15 protein-coding genes are annotated in these 19,379 nt (G+C 64.5%); 4 read left to right on the top strand and 11 right to left on the bottom strand.

Annotation, left to right across the window (positions count from 1 at the left end):
- Positions 1 to 238: 238 nt before the first annotated feature.
- The 11 genes from L0966_RS21060 to L0966_RS21110 all read right to left on the bottom strand — a co-directional run bounded on the left by L0966_RS21060 (position 239) and on the right by L0966_RS21110 (position 13,724).
- Positions 239 to 3,343: a DEAD/DEAH box helicase gene (locus L0966_RS21060; protein WP_234054050.1), complete on the bottom strand. Its 3,105-nt coding sequence runs from the start codon at positions 3,341 to 3,343 to the stop codon at positions 239 to 241.
- Between the two features lie 11 nt (positions 3,344 to 3,354).
- On the bottom strand, positions 3,355 to 3,591 hold the full coding sequence (locus L0966_RS21065; RefSeq protein ID WP_006023605.1) for a DUF2158 domain-containing protein: 237 nt from the start codon (positions 3,589 to 3,591) through the stop codon (positions 3,355 to 3,357).
- A 277-nt stretch (positions 3,592 to 3,868) separates the two neighbouring features.
- The gene (locus L0966_RS21070) at positions 3,869 to 4,309 is read right to left on the bottom strand and encodes a DUF6527 family protein (protein WP_234054051.1); all 441 of its coding nucleotides are present in this window, start codon (positions 4,307 to 4,309) and stop codon (positions 3,869 to 3,871) included.
- Positions 4,306 to 5,478, bottom strand: coding sequence for a ThiF family adenylyltransferase (locus L0966_RS21075; RefSeq protein ID WP_006023607.1), 1,173 nt, complete (start codon positions 5,476 to 5,478; stop codon positions 4,306 to 4,308). The genes L0966_RS21070 and L0966_RS21075 overlap by 4 nt, the downstream gene beginning before the upstream one ends.
- Positions 5,453 to 6,199, bottom strand: a complete 747-nt coding sequence (locus tag L0966_RS21080) for a multiubiquitin domain-containing protein (protein WP_006023608.1) — start codon at positions 6,197 to 6,199, stop codon at positions 5,453 to 5,455. Before L0966_RS21080 ends, L0966_RS21075 begins: the two co-directional genes overlap by 26 nt.
- Positions 6,200 to 6,280: 81 nt before the next feature.
- Positions 6,281 to 9,682 carry a UvrD-helicase domain-containing protein gene (locus tag L0966_RS21085; protein ID WP_234054052.1) on the bottom strand — a complete coding sequence of 1,134 codons (3,402 nt, stop codon included), beginning with the start codon at positions 9,680 to 9,682 and terminating at the stop codon, positions 6,281 to 6,283.
- 1 nt (position 9,683) lies between these two features.
- Positions 9,684 to 10,262: a hypothetical protein gene (locus L0966_RS21090; protein WP_234055166.1), complete on the bottom strand. Its 579-nt coding sequence runs from the start codon at positions 10,260 to 10,262 to the stop codon at positions 9,684 to 9,686.
- Complete coding sequence (locus L0966_RS21095; RefSeq protein ID WP_234054054.1) at positions 10,259 to 11,116, bottom strand: DNA-binding response regulator; 858 nt, start codon at positions 11,114 to 11,116, stop codon at positions 10,259 to 10,261. Before L0966_RS21095 ends, L0966_RS21090 begins: the two co-directional genes overlap by 4 nt.
- The gene (locus L0966_RS21100; RefSeq protein WP_006023612.1) at positions 11,113 to 12,192 is read right to left on the bottom strand and encodes a nucleotidyl transferase AbiEii/AbiGii toxin family protein; all 1,080 of its coding nucleotides are present in this window, start codon (positions 12,190 to 12,192) and stop codon (positions 11,113 to 11,115) included. Before L0966_RS21100 ends, L0966_RS21095 begins: the two co-directional genes overlap by 4 nt.
- On the bottom strand, positions 12,189 to 13,019 hold the full coding sequence (locus L0966_RS21105) for a DUF6088 family protein (RefSeq protein WP_006023613.1): 831 nt from the start codon (positions 13,017 to 13,019) through the stop codon (positions 12,189 to 12,191). The genes L0966_RS21100 and L0966_RS21105 overlap by 4 nt, the downstream gene beginning before the upstream one ends.
- A gap of 75 nt (positions 13,020 to 13,094) precedes the next feature.
- Positions 13,095 to 13,724 (bottom strand): DUF6088 family protein, encoded by a 630-nt coding sequence (locus tag L0966_RS21110; protein ID WP_006023614.1) that lies wholly within the window; start codon positions 13,722 to 13,724, stop codon positions 13,095 to 13,097.
- Between the two features lie 256 nt (positions 13,725 to 13,980).
- Between L0966_RS21110 and L0966_RS21115 the strand changes: the two genes are divergently transcribed.
- From L0966_RS21115 to L0966_RS21130, 4 genes are all read left to right on the top strand, one after another.
- A complete protein-coding gene (locus L0966_RS21115) occupies positions 13,981 to 15,174 on the top strand; it encodes a hypothetical protein (RefSeq protein WP_024338475.1) in 1,194 nt (397 codons plus the stop codon).
- A gap of 151 nt (positions 15,175 to 15,325) precedes the next feature.
- On the top strand, positions 15,326 to 16,444 hold the full coding sequence (locus L0966_RS21120; protein ID WP_006022621.1) for a DUF3800 domain-containing protein: 1,119 nt from the start codon (positions 15,326 to 15,328) through the stop codon (positions 16,442 to 16,444).
- A gap of 187 nt (positions 16,445 to 16,631) precedes the next feature.
- On the top strand, positions 16,632 to 18,770 hold the full coding sequence (locus tag L0966_RS21125; RefSeq protein WP_006022620.1) for a ParB/RepB/Spo0J family partition protein: 2,139 nt from the start codon (positions 16,632 to 16,634) through the stop codon (positions 18,768 to 18,770).
- Positions 18,771 to 18,936: 166 nt separating this feature from the next.
- The gene (locus L0966_RS21130; protein ID WP_006022619.1) at positions 18,937 to 19,350 is read left to right on the top strand and encodes a hypothetical protein; all 414 of its coding nucleotides are present in this window, start codon (positions 18,937 to 18,939) and stop codon (positions 19,348 to 19,350) included.
- Positions 19,351 to 19,379: the final 29 nt, after the last annotated feature.

The raw sequence follows: 19,379 nt of genomic DNA on the forward strand, positions 1-19,379 counted from the left end.
AAGAAATCGATGATCTTCGGTTCGGCGCCACCGGCGACCAGGTCATTTGCTCCGACCCGGCAGACCATCCTGACACTCCTGCACACCGAGCGCGGCCGTAGCGGCGCGTTGTCTCGTTCGACCGCTTGATCGCGCGCTGCCGCATTGGCTCCGCCAGCATTGGAGACCTTATGAGGCAGGAACGTCTCGCAGAGGGGGGCATCTGACGCAATCGCCTCATGCCCCCGTTGCGCGCAATTTAGGGCACATATGCTTCAAGGATCGGGGCGGAAGGCGCTACCGCTTCGGCCCGACGCTTGGCAACGCGCTTCGCCGCATCGCGGACAAGTGCAAGCTTGCGCCTGTCCTTGTCCACGCATGCCAGAATTTGGTCATCAGTTGCGGCGTCGATCTGTTCGGGCTCACAGAGCTGTGCGGCGGCCAAGCGGCAATAGTCGCCCCGCAGCAAATCGGCTCCAGCGAATTGGGCAAGGTCGACGGCGGCGCTGGGCACGCCATACGTCAACCGGATCGCCAGACGTCTCACACGGTCACCAAGATCGAGCGTGGGGTGCAGGATCTCGGCGACGCGAGCCGCGACCGGCATCAGATCGCAAGTCCGCGCTGCGACCGCGCGTATCGGGCCGGCGGCGCCGCCAAACGCACCGCCGAACTGCGTCAGTACGCGCTCGATCTCGCTCATGGCGCGACCGGACACGAACAAAAGACAAGCGACCGCCTTCTTCGCACGCAGGGTCGCCTGATGATCTTCTGTTGTCCCGCGCTGAAGCGCGTTCAGGACGCGCCACGGCACATTCTGCCTCTGCAGCTCGTTGGGCCATAGCTGAGGCTCTTTCTGCGTGCTTTTTCGGTTGATCGGAAAATGGAGTTGATCGACCTCGACCGTCGTTTGAGCTGCGGCAATCAGGACGGGATCGCTGATTTCTTGGGGCTGAAGCGAGCCGAGGCAATCTACGAGCGCGACGATGGACCCGACCTCTGCCGCGCTTTCTCCAGCGAGACGGCCCAGCTTGGTCAATTCATACGCGCCTGTAGCGTTCTTCTGCACCAGGCCGTGGCGTTCCAAATCCGCTAGGGCCGAAAGCAGATCCGGCCGGCTCCACTGCCACGCGCTATGGGCGCGCCGGGCCTGGAACGCGCCGAAGCTCGATTCCAGAAATTCGACAATCTCCTCGCTCGGCACGCCTTCGCCGGCCGCTCGTTGTGCCGCGACTAGGACGCGGATAATCAGGGAGCGTGGGTTGGTTGTACCGTCGAGGAAGCGGGACACCAAGTCTTCCGGCTCCGCGGTCACGTATCGAGACCACAGATCATGCTCGGCGCGCGGATCGAGCGCCAGCAGATACGAAGCTCCCTTCTCGGCGAAGCCAAGCCTTCCCGCGCGACCGACTAGGTTTTTGTATTCGGCTACCGAATAGGGCTCGTCGCCGGGATGATTCAAGCCGGCGATGATGACTGATGACGCGGGCGTGTTCACGCCCATCGCCAGCGTCGTCGTGGCTGCGATGACGCGCAGGCCCGAGCCGCTACGGCGAAATTCTTCCTCGATGACGCGCCGCTCTTCGCGGTCGAGATCCGAGTTGTGGAAAGCGACGCCGCGCCCCAGCGCGCTCCGCAAGTCGGCGCTGGCCTGCGAGGGATCGCCGCCGGGCATCTGCGTCAGCGCCTCGGCAGCCGGAGGCAATCCGAGCGACTCTGCGAGATAGTTGGCGCAGCCGCGGGCTTCGCCCTTGGTTTCGCGAAACACGATCACCTGCTGGCCTTCGGCGACAAGCTTGCGCACCAGCGGGATGATCCAATCCTGGCTGGATCCTTTGCCGCCGACAAGACGCCGAACGAGCGGCCCCTCAACCTGCTCATTGCCATTCTCCGGGTCAAGAAAGCGGAAATGCCCGGTGCCGAGCAACAAGCCCTCCTCAAGCGGAACGGGCCGCTCCGTGCGCCGCAAGAGCCGCGCGCCGAGCCATTGCTCAAGGCCGTTCGTGTCCCCGATCACAGCCGAAAGCGCGATCAGTTGGGGCTCGATCCCCTCACGCCGGCGCATCCGGATGAGCGTCAAAATGAACTCCAGATTCGCGCCGCGGCCACGGTCGGCGATCATCTGCGCTTCGTCGATCACGATCGCGCCGACCTGCGCCAGCACATGAGGGAATGTCAGCGCGATCGCGGCGAACTTCTCATAGGTCAGGAGACCGACATCGTATTGGCCCCGCAGCAGAGGCGCGATGTCGTCCGTCTCGCCCGTCGCTTCCACCGTGCGGACCCCGAAACCGCCATAGACGCTCTCGAAGTGCCGCCGCTTGTCTGCCACAAGGGCCTTAAGCGGCAGCAGAAACAAAGCCCGTTTGCGATCCAGCACGTTCCGGAGCGCCGCGAGCTCGCCCACCATCGTCTTGCCCGAGGATGTCGGGGCCGACACCACCAGGTTCTCGCCGTCCAGCACGCCGAAGTCGGTGATGGCGGAGATCTGAAGCGCATTCAAGGACGGGATCGCTCCAGCCCAGGCGGTGACAAGCGCGTCGGGGAAACCGGCCGACGAGAGGCTGGCAAGATCGGACGTCACCTTGGCAGGCAGACGCGCCGGGAAGGCCGCCCGATACTTAGCGCCCGGCACGAACACGGGCCACGCGACATCGCCGTCGATGCTCCCGCGCATGGTCGGGTTCTGCTCTTTGCCGCCCTGCAGCGCGGCCGCCCGGACGCGGCTCGTGACATGCTCGAGGAGGCGGTAGAGCGAGAGCTTGCCGCCGCTCACGACTTCCTCGGCGCCACATAGGGCCTCAAGCAGAAAGTGGGTCAGAAAGCCGTGCCCGAACCGGCGGTGCTCATAGGCGGGCTCGGTCGCTGCGGAGGCGGTGAAGATGATCCGACCAGCGCCGCCAAGCTGAGCCAGGCGCGCTTCGGCGGACAAAAGGCTGCGCGGCTTCGCATCGACGTGCAGAACCTTCGCCCCAATGCCGCCGGAAAAACAACAGTCGAGGAACAGGATCAGGCGCTTTGCCGGTATCCGCGAGAACCATTCCTGCAACAGCTCGAGCGGGATCGCGGAGCCAGCGAGATCATCTGGATTCGCGTCGTGGGTGACGAGCTCATGTGTCTCCGACCCATGGCCGGAGAACGCGATCACCACCGTATCCTCGGGGCCGCAGCCGGCCAGGTCGGCAAATGCGTCCTCAATCCGCTGCCGCGTGGCCTCCGCATCTGCCAGCAAGACTGTGCTGCCGCCCAGCGTGTCGAAGAACAGTGCCTCCAGCGCCGTCGCGTCGCGACGCGCGCAGGTCAGCTCATCAATGCCGGTCGAGCTATAACGGTCGATGCCGATGAACAGGCCGCGAAACGGCATGAGGCACCACGCTACGCCCGAACGACGCCGACGGAGAACGCGGCTCGTGGCTTCTCAGCTTTCTCCAGCACGACCGGCGCGAACGTGTCTTTCCGCGCGACTTGCTTGTTGCCCACCTTCTCGAACCAGACACACCAGACGGCATCCTCCTCCAGCATGGCCGTCTTCCCGACCTGCTCGACCGTCATGATCGGCCCGCCTGACTTCACCCGCACAAGATCGCCGGGCTTGAATTCGGTAGCATCCATTCTCCACGCTCCTTCTCGATGCCTATCTGTCCTCGCCAGGCACCGGAGGAGGTCGCAAGAAGCTCGCCCACGTCCCCACCACCATGAGTGGAGACGCGCACGTGCTAGGAGATCGCCCCATGCCTAACATCAATATATGGTGTGTCGGTCATTCCTTGCACAAGGATTTCAGCGAAGACCGTGTAAGCTCCTGATATATGTTCTTGATTTGTTTCTTAGGGCTGCGCTGCGTTCCGAAGCTGGATAGCCCGACGGCAACCTGCCGTCGGGCCTATCGTCACGATCTGCCAGATAGCCAACGCCAGGCGCGGCGCCAGAAGCCGGGAGCCGCCTTGACGGGAGCGGGCTGAACGGCAAGTTCGATCGCTGGCGTCTGCCCGTAGAAGCGCGCTTTGGCAGCGCGATCACGACGACGCTCGGCTTCGACCTGCTCGTCACTCCAGGGGCCGGCCTCGATCACCTTGCCGCGGTCGATCACATAGTGTGACCGGCATTTCAGCGTCCAATTGCCGATCGACGGCCGAAGGGAGACGGTCTCGCCATCGAACGTCATCTTCCAGTCCGTCGGCGTGAAGGGGGCGACGACCTCCTCGCCGCAACCGCAGCAGCAGCTGTGGGCTGATGTGGCATATTCCATCGAAACATAGAGAATGCCTGCCTCAAGGCGCTCAGGGATGTGTTCGACGAAACGATGTTCGAGTCGCTTGTGCCGTATCACGCGAGATCCCCGTTGATCAGCATGTTGCCGTCGGTGGTGTAGGTGCAGTGATGCTCGCGCTCGAGGTCGCGGTAGAAGCCGCGAATCTTCTTCCACTTGACGACCGCGAGGACAGCATTCAGGGCGTTGAGATCCGCGACCTGGATGTTGGAGGCGTAGATGTCCTTGGCGCCGCCGCCGACGAAGGAAATGCGCTGCCGCGCGTGATCGCGCTTCTCCGGCGTACTGGCGGTGACGCGCAGGATGCCGCCCAGCGACCCCTCGTCGAGCTCGAGCCCCATGCCAACATCGACGAACGCGGCGCCGATCGCCTCGAGCTTCTCTACGATCAGCCGCTTAGCGTCACCCGCATCGAGGGACAGGAACGCGAAGGTGACGCCGTCGAGAAGGTGAATGTTGTCGACGCCGAGCGCGACATCGTGCGCCACGATGTTCCGGTGCATCCGGCTGTAGATGCGCTTCAGGTATTCGACCTTCTTGGGCGCTTCCCGCAATTCCTCCAGGCTCGGAGCGCCCGGCGCGCGAAACGCGTTATGGGTCAGGAACTCGTCGCTGTCGAACAGCCGGATTTCCCGGACAGGCGTCTTGGCGACGAAATCCAGGATGTAGCCGCCGGTCCCCCCGACGCCGATGATGGCGACCCGCTCGTTGACGAGTCGCTCGGTCAGGACGCCGATCCCGACACGGTCGGAGGCGGTCTCGACATAGTTGAAGACGCTGTCCTCCTCCTCTTCCGGTTCGCGGAAGGTGCGAGGCGTCGCGCCGGACTTCAGCACTGCGGCCGGGCCCGCGAGGATATTCGCGTAGCTCGTCATCTTGTGGTGGTAGTCCGAGTAGCCGCCGTCTGGCTTGCTGGAGAAGCTGTGCGTCGCCTTCAGGCCGTGGCCGAGATCGAAGGCGCCGGCCGCATGCGAGATGCCCTGGATGGGCCTGCCGTCGGCGTGGCACGGGAAATCGCCGTCCCAGTGGATGACATGGGTGTCGGGCGGGCGCGTCTGATCTCCGGCCAGCGTGAGGCTGGAGATGAGGGTGCCGATGCGCACCTCCCGGCGCGCATCGACATACGGCACCTCGCGCATAACGAGATACCCGCCCTGCTGCTGGACGAAGTAGCCTTCGTCCCGCAGCCGCTTGAGGTCCGGATTACGACTGAACAGTGCGCGTGACATTGAACACCGTGCCCTTCTTCTTGACGTCGACGGAGCCGCCAACCCCGAGCTCACCGGCGGGCGGCGTCGACGCCGCGTGCCGATAGGTCATCGAGAAGACGACGTTGGGTTCGTGCTGGCCCGGGAAGGCGAGCTGGACGATCTGTTCGAACGTCACCGTGCGGGCGTTCACCGTGCGCGGCCGCGAATTGACGATGATCTCGAACGTCAGCCGCGCGGTGATGAACCGCTCGATGCCGGGCTGGACCAGATCGATCAGCTCGCCATGCTCGATCAGGCGATCTTCACCGCCGGGAACCTCGAGGAAGACGGCCTCCCCCTCGCCGGGCTTGGCGAGGCCGTAGAGCACCGTGCCGCTGATGACCGGCTTGCCCCAGAGCAGCTCGTGGTCGTTGAGGGTCAGCTTGAAGTCGCGGTCGGTCTGGAAGGCGATGAACCGCTCGGCGCCGCGCTCACGCAGGTCGAACGGCTCGTTGAGCCTCACATCCTCGAAATCGCCCGAGGGCAGGATCGCGATGAGGCTGTAACCGTCCCGCGGGTCGAGTGCCGCGGCTTCCAGCAACTGGCGGCCGAGCGGCACGGGATCGCTCACCACACGGGACTGGAAGTTGAGATCGCCCTGCGCGAGGAGAAAGCGATACCCCCGCGCCGGACGCAACGCCCGGCCTTCGCGCAGGGCGTTGCCGAGATCGTCGTAATCAAGAAGTTCTTCGGTGTTCATAAGATTGGGTCCTTAGGTTCGGCCGAGGCAGCGCCGCGGCTCTAAGGGTCCAATCGGAGCGAGGGAGGCCGACCGGTAAGGTCAGACGAACTTTTTTTGCAAGGGGCCGTCGGGGGTCTGCCCGCAGATGAAGAAGGCCGGGCAGTTCGGGCAGGTGCGCGACGAAACCTCGGCCGGAAACCGTCCGGCGCGGATGTCGCCGAGTAACTTTGCGAGCTTGTCCTTGCGCCCCTTCAGCTCCCGATCGGACAAGGCAAGCGCATGTGCCTCGCCGTCGGAAAGATGGACGAGCTCTGCGACCGCGCCGGGAAAGGACTGCCTGACCGCCAGCATCAGCGCCGCCGCGCCGACATCCTTGCCCTCGGCCGACCGCATGTGACCCGTGCGAATGCGGCGCACGGCGCGGATGCCGTCCGGCCGCACCAGCACCTCGTCCGGCCGAACGATGATCTCCTCGCCGCCGAAACTGAGGCTGAGCGCGACCGGCGCTTCGGGGACTGCTTCGGCGCGGTTCGCCAGGAAGAAGCGCAGCATTGCCAGCGCCAGATCGCGGAATTCCGCGCGATAGCCGTGCTCGCCGAGCCCCTCGCCGGCGAGCGCCGCATCGATGCGATCTTGCAGCGCCTGCTCGGACACGGGTCCATCCGACGCGATCACCGCCTCGACCACCACGCGAACCGCCTCATGCAGATGCATGAAGGCGGTCGCGGTTCGCCGGCCGCCGACCTGCAGGACATGCGTGTAGAAGAAGCGACGCGGGCAGGATTCATAAAGAGCGATCTGCGGGGCGCCTAACCGCAGCCGTCCGTCGACCACCAAATCGATATCCCGAGCTTCCGCGGCCACGGGAAGCGGCCGTGCCGGCACGAGCGAACGGCGTGTTAAGGTCGCCCCGAGACGGTCGAGGAATGGCGAAAGCGGTCGGTTGTGGCCGTTACTCTTCTCGGTCGGCGCATAAAGGATCAGGCGATCGCGGGCGCGCGACTGCGCCACGTAAAATAGGCACTCCTGCTCCTCGGCCTGACCTGCGCGGAACGCCTCCAGCGCACTGCCCTCCGCCCCCGCGATCATCCCGTCGGGCGCCGGACAGGGCGGCGCCGGCGGCGTGCGTGGGATCGTGTCGCTGTTAAGCCCAGGAATATGGACGCCACCGAACTCTAGGCCCTTGGCGCCATGGATGGTCATCAGCCGCACGGCGTCGAGATGCTGGGCGGCCGCCGGCAATTGGCGCAGGTCGCGGTCGTCGCCGAGCCGCACGAGCCTGCGCACACGATCGAGCAGGCGCGTGATGGGCAGCCCGCGTCCGGCCGGTTGTACCCGCACAAAGTTGAGGAATTGCCAGATCGCGATGCCCCGTGTGCGGTCGGCGAGATCCTCCGACGCGCCCAGGCGCGCGGCGATGCGTGTGCGATCGAGCAACAGCGTCGCGAGCACGGTCCAGGGCGAGGCCGTCTGATCGAAACCATCGAGCGCAGTCGCGAGCTTGGCAACGGTCTGCCGCCCCCTGTCGCTCAAACCGGGGATCGCCTCGCCATGCCGCAGCCAGCCCGCCGGCGCGTGCTCGGCCGCCCGCAGATGGTCGAAGACCGCGACCACATCGGCAAAGGAGGTGGCGAAGTCTGGCCAGCAGGCAATGCGCACCAGGCCCATGGCGCGCCGATCGACCAGGATCGAGAGGAGAGCCAGGAGATCCTTGACCTCACCCCGCTCGAACAGACTTCCCAGGAAGAGGACCGGCACGCCGAGCCGTTCCAGGTCCTGCCCGATTGTCGACAGCTTTTCGTTGCCGGTGCACAGGACCGCCTGGTCACGATAGGCGTAGCCGTCACGCCGCAGCTCCTCGATAGCGTCGGCCAGGGCGACCTGCTGCTGCTCGGCGCGCTGGACCGTGCGCAACTCGGGCCTATGTCCATTGGCGTCGCGGTCCGCGTCGAGGCCACTATCCGCATCGCCGGCGCGCATCGTGATCGCGAAACTGGAAAAGCTGGCGACAATCTCCGGCACCGAACGATAATTACGCTTCAATCGACCGCGATTGCCACCGGCGAAGTCCTCCTTGCCGAACCGGGTTATGTTGAAGGATGAGGCACCGCGAAACCGGTAGATCGACTGCTTGGCGTCGCCGACCATCCAGAGATTGCGGCCGTCGGGCCGCAGCGCGCTCAGCAGCCGCACGCTGCTGCGGTTCACGTCCTGATACTCATCCACCAGGACATGATCATATTGCGCCTGCAGCGCCGCGCAGATGGCCGCGTCCTTTTCGAGCAGTTGCACCGGCAAGGCGACAAGGTCGCCGAAGTCGATGCAATGCGCGTTGCGCTTGAGCTGTTCGTAGGCCGCGTAGACGCGGGCAACCTCGCCGGCGCGTTCCGCCGCCTCGCGCGCATCCGAGTCCTGGGCTTTCGCCAGCATGGCGTCGGCGAGCGCGGCGTAGGTTTCGGCGTCGACCACCTCATCCTTCGCCCGCGATACGGCGGCCAACATGTCGGCAATGATCTGGGTCGGATCGTAAAGATTGCGGTAGTACGCGAGCCTAAGCCGCGGGAACTCCCCCTCAAGGAGTTCGACCGCTTCGGTCCGGTCCATCATCCGCGGGTCCTTCGGCAGGCCGAGCTCCGCATGGAAACGACGGATGATATCGAGGCCGAAGGCATGGAACGTGCCGATCCACATCGCGGCCGCAGCCTCGGGCCGCTTGCGCGCGATCCGCTCGGCCATCTCGCCCGCTGCCTTGTTCGAAAAGGTCAACAGCAGTATGCGCCGTGGATCGACCCCCTCGCCTAGAAGGCCCTCGACGCGCGCGATCAGCGTCTGCGTCTTGCCGGTGCCAGGCCCAGCCTCAAGCAGATAGGCTTCGCCGCGATGCGCCGCAGCGGCCGCTTGCAGCGGATTGAGCGGCCGTTCGACATGCGCCGCAGTCGCGGCGGGAGGCACGGGCGGCAGCAGCAAAGCATCGAACAACTGCTGCGCGACGACCTCGAACGGCGCGCCGAGCTTCGCGGCGATGGCGGACGCGGCGAGCCCTTGGTCGACATGGAGCGCCCGCGCGACGGTGCGCGGAAGCAGCAGTTCGCGCGCGAACAGGTCCATCTGGACTTCGCGGCGTTGCCGGCGTCCATAATCGACAACCCGATCCATTCCGACTGGTGAGGGCTCGGCCGGGCGTGCCGGATCAATCATCGGCGCCGCTTCGCCACCAGGATCGTCGCCCAGCTCGACATGGCCGATCTCATGCGCCACGAGGAAAGCTTGCTCGAACGGAGAGCCCATATTCTCGTGAAGAATCAGATCGTCGGCGGCGACGAAAGTCGCGCGGCCGCCATTGAGGACGGCTGCGCCGGCGGCAGTCCGTTCGACATCAATCCCCCGCCGCTTGGCCTCGGCGACAGCAAAGTCATAGGGCGACCAGGGATCGGCGCCGGATGCAACGAGGCGAGCGTGAAGCTCGGCGGCGACTTGCCTGGCGAGCTCCACACTGTCCATGTCAGTCCGCCTCCGCCAACAGCCGGGCGCGCTTCTCGGCCGGGACGCCGGCATCGATCAGCACTTGCTCGAAGGTGACCTGCTCGCCGGCCACCGGTTTGCTGTCGGCCTTATAGCTGCGCGCGACAATCAGGTGCGCTGGCCCCCAGGACGACTCCAACTGTGCGACAGAGCTGCGCATCGCATCCGCCAATATCGCCAGGAAGCGTCGCGGGATACTGACGAGAGAGACCCGCCGTTCGCGCAGTGCGGTCACGACCTGCCGGGGCACGTCCAGACGCTGCGCGACGGCGCGCCAGTCATCGACCGTCAGCGCCGCGAAAGGGTCGGCTGCTGCCGCCGGCATAGCCTTCGCGTGTTGCGACCAGGCAGCGTCGATCAGCGCCCGATCGGCAGCAGAGAGGGGTGCGGCATCTTCATAAGCCTCGCGGCTGAGTTCGCGCGAGAGGTCGATGAGCTCCCCGGCATATTCCGGATATAGCCGCAGATAGCGTTCCAAGGTCGACCGGCCAGGCTCGCTTTCGACCGCGAACGCGTCGAGCACGGCCTCGCGGGATGGACGTCCGCCGCCGGGGCTCACCGCTCGTCTCCGTCGGCCATGGCAGCTCGCAGGGCGGCGAAGGCCTTGTCGCGGTAGGTTCGGACGGTCTTTTCGGAGCGGCACAAAGCCTTGGCGATGGTCATGACGTCCGGCTCCTTGGAGTCGATGGGGAAGCCCTGTCTCAACATGTGAATGATCCTGCTTAGTTCTGTCGGTAGAGCTTCAATCGCTGCATCCAGGCGCGACCGGTAAGACGGGTCGTCGAAATCCGACACGGCGAAGGGATCGTGGGTCCCTGCGGCCGCCTCGACCTCCGGTGACAGCTCTCCGCTCTCCTCGTCATATTCGAGGGGCTGGGAACGGTTTTCGTCGCGCCAGGCCTTTTCCTGCGCATCGCGCCGCAGGCTCGCTAGCGCGCCATCGAAGCGCACCTCGTAGTAGTCGACCTTTTCGTCGTAGGCGGCGCGGTCCGCCGAAAGGAGCTCGACGAACCGGCCGAACACCTTGTCGCGCACGACCTCGCGCGTCAGCGATTCCGTCTTTCCATCGGAGCTTTCCGCCCTGGGCAAACTGCGCAGCACCCGTTCGGTCAAGATCCGATAGAGGCGCTCGAACCACACCTCGTTGTTGTCGCGACGGCTCGCGCGAATGAAGTAAACGAGACATTCGCTCGGGACGTAGCCCGGGTCCGAGCGCTTGGTGATTTCCGCCCTGGCGATCAAGCCATCACGCGGCAGGACTGCCAATTCGGCGATGAGGGCTTCTATCTTCGGGTCGCGCTCGTAGAGTTCGCCGCTGAGGCGGCGTTTGCGCAGCGGGGTTACGATCGCTTCGCCCGCGCCACGCGCGTCTGCCTTTTGCCCGGTGTCGAAAGCTCCCTCCAACTGGTTCATCGCGCGGCCCCGCCTCCCGTATCGCCCTTCTTGTTGAGACGCGTCTCGAGCGAGCCGATGCTGTCGAGCACCGCCTCGAAATCCGGTGGATCGCCAAAGATCATGCCCTGCATGGCCCTGTAGTCGACGCGCAGTTGCTCGATCATCGCGTCATGCGGGGCGAGTGCAAACGAGCCAGGCGCAGCGCTCGCGAGATCGAAGTCCGGTCGATTGAAGAACATCCGGGCGTGCGCGACGCAATCCGCACCGAGCGCCGGATCAGCGATGGCGGCGGCGCCGACGCGGGCCGCGGCGAGCTGGTGCAGGTCATAATAGTGACGGGAAACGCGTTGGCCGCCCCCGCGCAGCTCGCCGCGCTTGTCGAACCAGCGCCGCAGCCCATGGAGGATGACAACCTTGTCCCAGAAGGTACGTTCCGGATCGACCGTGCGGACGGCCGGCACGGTCAGGTCGAGCGCCGGCAGATCATCATCGACATAGGGTTTGATCGGCACTTCGCTGTTCGGATCGAGCGCGGATTTCGCGCCCGACTCGATCTTGATCGCTGCCCGCACATAATCCGATCGCGGCGTCGCCGCGGGATACCAGATCAGAAGCGTCTGCCCGTCGGGATCAGCGTCATCGGCTTCCACTCGGGCCGCGCCGGCATCGAGGCCGGCAGCCTGAAGCCGGTCCTGCAGGATCTGCGTCAACTCAGCCCGCAGCGGGCCGTTGATGTAGGCTTGGCAGGCGTCCTTGATCGCATCGAGGCGCGCCCGGCGCTTTTTGCTACTCAGCGCTTCGAGCTCCTCGATGGTCGCCGGCTCGCCGATGTCGTCCCGAAACACCGTGACATCAATGTCTTCGGAGAAGCGATTGATCAAACCAAACCCTTTGGACAGGGAGGTTCCACCTTTGAAGAGGAGGCGGGGTCCGCCCTCTTTCAAGCCATTGAACAAGGCATCCAGCGTCCAGCAGACCCAGAAGTCCTTCTCGATATTCTGAGACGCCGTGCCGAGGCGTAGCGCCGTCGTATCGAAGGCGCTCAACATCGCGTCCGACCCGGCCGCGAGAACCTCGTCGAAAGCCGGATTCATGTCTTCACCGCCCGGGCTGCACCGCGCTTGGCAGTTTGTGCCTTCTGCGGGGAGAGCGGCTTTCGCTTGGGCCGGGCGACGGCAGCATGACGCTGATCATCGGCATCGTCCGCCGTTCTTTGTTGATGACGATCATGATCAGCATCATCACGATCATCATCGACGTGCCGACGACGAACGCCGGCGTCGCTTTCAACGAGCGGCTTGAGAAACACCCACATCCATGTCGGAAGAGCTGTCATACCGGCAGTGAGATCCGCTTTGAGGGGCGGTCCCACCGTGGGATCTTCGAAAAGATTGGCGAGCTTGCGCCTAACCTGATCACTTTCTCCTTCACGAACCAGGAGATCGCGCAGCCAGTGAAGCGCTTGGACGACGCGCATCGCTGGTCGTCCGGCCCAGAATAGCTTGCTGGCCGCGGTTGGACGGAAGGTGATCGTTACGTTGCCGAGCTTGATCGCGCGGCGCCGAGCGTCGGTGTGCACCACGATTTTGGCGGGGACGGCGTCAGTTAGGCCCAGATCGTTCGCCGCGGTCATGCCGTCGACAAGCATCCGGGTTTGGTCACGTCGCCCGACGGCGTCGATGACTGAGCGCGGATCAGGCGGATTGGGTTTCTGGGTGAGTTTGTTGAAGCCAGGCTGATCGTAGAGCCCACGATCAATCCGCCTAAGGATTTCGACCTTCGTCAGCCGCTGCAACGCCTTATCGACCGCGTCCCGCGAGGCGAGATCGACGAAGTCACTGGGCGTCCAGACCTTGCGTGGCGCATCCGCACGGATGCGCTCGAGCATGGCTTTCTTCAGATCGGGCGAGTCGGTGTTCATGTCCGAAAATTGTAGTCCTTTTTCGGACGCGAACCAAGTGGATTGTCCGAAATAAATATACAAATTTCGGACAATCTAAATAGGTAGGCCGCCCACCTGAGAATGGCTCCTTCGGCCGTATGCAACTTTGCCGACCGTCCTGGCGAGCCAGCTCGGTAGCTGGGGCGCGACCGCGACGAGTTCGCCGAACGTGGAAGACGGCAACTTGCGCTTCAACGTCATCAAGGCGGCTTCTGCCTTTTCCGGCCCCAGCCAGGCGAGCGCTCGCACCGCCTGTCCGGCGGGCCGATCGGCCAGCGCCAACTGCCAGCGCGGCGCATGCCGCAGCTCGACGACCTGCTGGCCCAGATTCATCGTCCGGCTACGGCCCGATGTCAGATAGACCGACCGGACCGGCACCTGTGTCGTGAGGCCGAGCGCGTTAGCGGCCGCGGCACCGTTCGACACGATGGTTTCGCCGCGCTGGAGCGCGAGGGCTTCGACGGCCTTCTCGACGGAGGGCGCGCGGACGCCGAACCGACTCGAAACCGGGCGCAGATAGACGCCGCGCCCGGCACGCATCAGCCGGCCACGTTCAGCCAGTCGCGACAAGGCTTGATCCACCGCGGCGCGATTGCCGAGATGGAGCAGGCTCTTCGCCGCGATCGGAGCGCCCTCGGGCAAGCCCTCGGTGTGCGCCAGAATCTGTTCGGTCAGTCGTTGCACGGCACTTCTCCTGTCAGAAATATATGCGGTTTTCTGACAGTTTTCAATCTCCCCCAAACCGACTGGAAGGGCCAGCGATTGAGAGGGGGCCTGGAGGGGAAAGCCTTCCCCTGCGGCCGAGCCCAGGGTCTCGGCCGACCCCTTCTGCGGGGAGACCCCGCAACGCCCTCATTAGAGTGAGAGTGTGGACCGGATTTCCGTGACGGGTTGAGGGTCGGGAGAGAGTCTTCCGGCGCCCGTCATGGAGTTTGATCCCATGAACATGCAGGTTCTCGATGCCCGGCGCGACGTGAGTGGCGGCTGGAAGGTGGACATCAACCGCGGCGAGCGCATCGGTCGGGTTTCCTCGGAGTGGTTCTCGCGACCCGACGACGAGCGCTATCTCTCGCTCGCCGAACTCGGCCGGACCGTCCGCGAGCGCACCGAGCGCAGCCGAACGCGCGTTGTCGAATCCGCGCTTATCCATGTCGAAGCCAGCCGCACCGATCCCGAACGGCTTGCCCTGATCCTACCAGGCGCCGACAAGCCCATCGCTCCGACGCACTGGAGTTTCGGTCAGCTCGCGAGCCAGGTCGGCGCGCCGGCCGCCTATCTGCGGCAGCTCCCCGCCGCGCTCGCCGGCATCAACCTGCAATATGGGCTGACCGCCCACCGCGCCGAGCAGATCAAGACCCTCGAGACCGACGACGGCCGCGTCGAGCTGCGCGCCGTGACCGGCCCTGATTACGGCCGGATCTACGACCACGAGCTGGTTGAAGCCGTGCAGCGCATCGCCGGCAACGGCACCGGCGACACCCGATGGAAAGTGCCCGGTGTCCTCGACTGGTCGACCGGCGTCTATAATCCGCGCGTCGACATCACCAAGGACACCACGACGCTCTACGCTTCCGATCGCGACGTCTTCCTTTTCCTCGTCGACGATCTGAATCCGATCGAAGCCGGCAAGCTCGCGGATGGATCGCCCGATCTCTATTTCAGGGGCTTCTATGCCTGGAACAGCGAAGTGGGCGCCAAGACCCTTGGTATCGCGTCCTTCTATCTCAGGGCCGTGTGCCAGAATCGCAATTTGTGGGGCGTCGAAGATTTCGAGGAGATCTCCATCCGCCATTCCAAATACGCCGCTTCGCGCTTCGCCCATGAGGCGGCGCCGGCCTTGCTCAGCTTCGCGGACTCCTCACCGCAGCCGTTCATCACCGGCATCAAGGCGGCGCGCGAACGCATCGTCGCGCACAAGGACGAAGAGCGCACCGAATTCCTGCGCCGCCGCGGCTTCTCGAAAGCCGAGACGGGCAAAATCATCGACGCGGTGCTGGCCGAGGAAGGCCGCCCGCCGGAAAGCATCTTCGATTTCGTCCAGGGCATCACCGCCGTCGCGCGCGACAAGCCCCACCAGGACGCGCGGCTCGAGCTCGAAGGCAAGGCCAAGAAGCTGCTCGATCGCGCCGCCTGATCCCCGCAATGCCGGAGATGCGGTTGTCCGTGTCTCCGGCTTTGCGTCCCCTAGCCATACTGTTTCCGGGCTGTCTTGTGGCCCAGATCCAGGTCACCTATTCAGTGGTGCGGCATGGAGCACAATCGCCAAACGAGCGACTGGATACAGAATGCTAGAGCAGGCGCCTGCGGAATATTACATCGATGAAAGCGGCAATACCGGCGACCTGAGCACGGTCAAAATCGACTCCTACTTCGTCGAACAGCGCATGTTCGCCTTGGCTGCATTCGGCTGCACGCTCGACCAGGACTTCACCGATAAATTGGGCGCACTAAAAAAGGCGCACCGCATCCAGTCGTCGGAGCTCAAATCAAAACAGGCTTATGACAAGCCGCGCTTCATCTTTGATCTTCTGGACCTCCTTGAGACGCGCCGCGCCCCAATCTTTATCGAGCTTGTCGACAAGCACTTCTTCGTTGTCGTGAACATCATCGAGCGAATGGTGGTGCCCTATGTGGGGGAATGCGACACTCAACCTGGCGCCCTTTGGATGAAGGGCGTTATGGCGAACTACATGGCGCTATATGCACCTCCCGAGCTGGCTCACGCCTTTGCCGCATGTTGCCAAAGCAGAGACCACGCGGAAATACGCGAACTTTACAAGCAAATAATTCGGTGGGCGCAGGGAAGCGGAGTTCCGCCTACTGACGTGGCGGCGGGGATCATCCGTTTTGCGCGCGACAGCTTGAAGGACTTCCGCAAGCTGCCGAAAGCCAAGGCCGTCGAGCGGGCATTACCGATTCCCGACAAGAATCCCGCCGGGAAGCTGCTCTGGGTTCTGCCGAACCTGACATCGTTCACCAACATCTACGCCCGGATCAATCGCTTCGCGCGAAAGCAGGTTTCCGGCGTGACGCTGTTCCACGACGAGCAATTGCAGTTCGGAGACATTCTTCTGCACAACAAGAAGCTCGCAGAGGACCTGGCGCAGCTTGGCGTGAAATTGCCCCTGCAGACGGCCGACTTCGAATTCTCGCAGGCGGCCGACCTGCAATTCCAGCGATCGCACGATTCTATCGGCATTCAGGTCGCCGACGTCCTCGCCGGTTTCATCGCGCGATATGTACAGGACGCTGTGTGGGGCGGCGCCCCCATGCATCCTGACAAGGTAGCGATTTTCCGCCGCCTCGTCGCAACAGGCGACCGCAGCTTGGGTTCGGGTGTCAACTTCGTCGCGCCCGACAACATGATCCGCTTCCTCGGCATCGAACCGCGCTCGAATTTCTAGGGCGGCATCAAGCCGTCATGGGCGAATACGAAGGACTGGCGCGGGATCATCGCCGGTTCTGGCAGTGACCTTACCGATGGCGTTTGATGGTGTCGCTGCCCTCCTAGAGTGAGAGGGCGGTGCTTCGCTTCGTGACGGGTTTAGGGTCGAGAGAGAGGCTTTCGGCGCCCGTCGCGGAGTAAGTCTCATGGCAACTGCCATTCAGAAGATCACCCTGTCGTCGGCGCAGGACATCCCCTTCAACAAGCTGGTGCTGAGCCAGTCGAACGTCCGCCGCGTCAAGGCTGGCGTCTCGATCGACGAGCTGGCCGAGTCGATCACCCGGCGCGGTCTCATCCAGTCCCTCCACGTCCGGCCGGTGCTCGATGCCGACGGCCAGGAAACCGGCATGTACGAAGTGCCGGCGGGCGGGCGTCGCTTCCGCGCGCTGCAGCTCCTCGTCAAGCAGAAGCGCCTCACCAAGACCTCCAAGGTGCCGTGCGTGGTGTCGGACGCCAATGCCGACATCCTCGTCGACGAGGTGTCGCTGGCCGAGAATATCGAACGCGCCCCGCTGCATCCTCTCGACCAGTTCCGCGCGTTCCAGGCGATGCGCGAGAAGGGCATGACCGAGGAGGCGATTGCGGCTGCATTCTTCGCGTCCGTCCAGGTCGTGAAGCAGCGGCTTCGCCTCGCGGCCGTCTCGCCGTCATTGCTCGATATCTATGCCGAGGACGGCATCACGCTCGAACAGCTCATGGCCTTCACCGTCACCAACGATCATGCGCGTCAGGAGCAGGTCTGGGAGTCGGTTCGCAATAGCTGGCAGAGGGAACCCTACCAGATCCGGCGCATGCTGACCGAGACCGCCGTCCGCGCATCCGACAAGCGGGCCGTATTCGTCGGCATCGATGCCTATGAAACCAACGGCGGCTGCGTGCTGCGCGATCTCTTCCAGGATGACGACGGCGGCTGGCTGCAGGATCCTGCGCTGCTCGATCGCCTGGTCGCCGACAAGCTGAAAGCCTCCGCCGAAGCGATCGCCGGCGAAGGCTGGAAATGGATCGAGGTGGCGATGAGCTTCCCCTATGGCGCCACCCACGGCCTGCGCGAGATCGTGGGCACGCCGCTCGACCTGACGGCTGACGAACAGGCGACCATCGAGGCGCTCAACGCCGAGTGCGCCAAGCTGGAGGCCGAATATGAGAACGCCGACGAGTTGCCGGACGAGATCGATCAGCGCCTTGGCGAAATCGAAACCGCGCTCGCCAGCTTCGACGAGCGGCCGGTCCACTACGAACCCGCCGACATCGCGATCGCCGGGGTCTTCGTCAGCCTGGACGCCGACGGCACGCTGTCGATCGACCGCGGCTATGTCCGACCCGAGGACGAGATCGCCAACCAGGCGGGCGATGGCGAGGGTGAAGAGCAGGATGGCGGCGACGATGACGCTGACTATCCGGCGTCGCCTTCGGTCCAGCGCGCGGTCATCACCATCTGCGGCAAACCTGCCGAGCCCGAGGAGGAGGACGAGGACGACACGATCAAGCCGCTCCCCGATCGACTGATCACGGAGCTGACCGCCGATCGCACCCTCGCGCTCCGCGACAAGCTCGCCACCGATCCCTCGGTCGCCTTCGTCGCCGTCCTGCACAAGTTCTGCCAGGACGTGTTCTACGGCGGCAGCCAGTACGGCTTCGCGATGGAGGTCAGCGTGCGGGGCACGACCTTCCATTCGCAGCCCGAAGGGCTTCGTGACAGCGTCTATGCCAAGGCGATCGAGGCCCGGCACGATAGCTGGCGCAAACGGCTCCCGGCCAAAGTCGCTGATCTCTGGGATGGGCTGGCCGCACTGACTGGCCCCGAACAGGCCGAACTCTTCGCCCATTGCGCTTCGTTCGGCGTCAATGCGCTTTATGAGCGGGCCGATCGCTACGGTGGCCGTGTCTCGGCGCATAGTGTCGAACAGCGCATCGCCGAAGCCGATCGCCTGTCGCTGGCGGTCGGGCTCGACATGGCCGAAGCCGGGTGGCGGCCGACCGTCGCCAACTATCTCGGCCGCGTCACCAAGCCCCGCATCCTCGAAGCGGTGCGTGAAGGCGCCGGCGAGCGCGCCGCCCAACTCATCGCACATCTGAAGAAGGGCGACATGGCGACCGAAGCCGAACGTCTCCTCGCCGAGACGGGCTGGCTGCCCGAACCGCTGCGCAATTCCGGCGCCGATGCCGAAAGCACCGAGGCGGACTCTGGCGAGGGCGACGAGGCGTTGCCGGACTTCCTCGACGGCGATGACGAGGAGACCAACACCGATGATGAGGAGGAACGGCACCTCGCCGCCGCGGAGTGACGGCGGTCCTCATCTGACTTGACGAGCCCGGCGTCCCTTCGGGGGCGTCGGGCTTTTTTCATGCGCGCCGATCGAGAGGGAGAGTTTGGCCCGGACGTGGCGAGCCGGACATGGAGGAGAGAGCGCCTGCCGGCTCTCCCGTTCCCTGCTCTCCGGGAGTGGCCTCATGGCCGACTATTTCACCCATTTCTCATGCCTGCTCGATGTCGGCACGCCCGAGACCGCAGCCCGCGCGCTCGATCTCTACAACCAACTGTCCGAGGACGGAGCATCCGAGGAACCGCCGTCCGATGGCTTCCTCCTGTCCATCCAGCCCGAGCATGGCGGCTCCAAACTCTGGATGCGCGACGATGTCACCGGCGATCCCGAACGGCTGATCCAGTTCGTCATACGCTGCGCCGCCGAATTCCACCTCACCGGCCGATGGGGCTTTCAGTACGCCAACACCTGCTCCCGGCCGCGTCTCGATGGCTTCGGTGGCGGCGCGCATGTCCTCGATCTCGCGACCGGCGAAACTGTGGCGTGGATCTATACCAACGGTTGGCTCGCCGAGGTGATCGATGGCGGCGATGGTGCCTGACATCATCGAGACCATTGTCTGTCGCTTGA

This window comes from Xanthobacter sp. NM-59 (genome assembly GCF_021401125.1).
GTDB lineage: Bacteria > Pseudomonadota > Alphaproteobacteria > Rhizobiales > Xanthobacteraceae > Xanthobacter.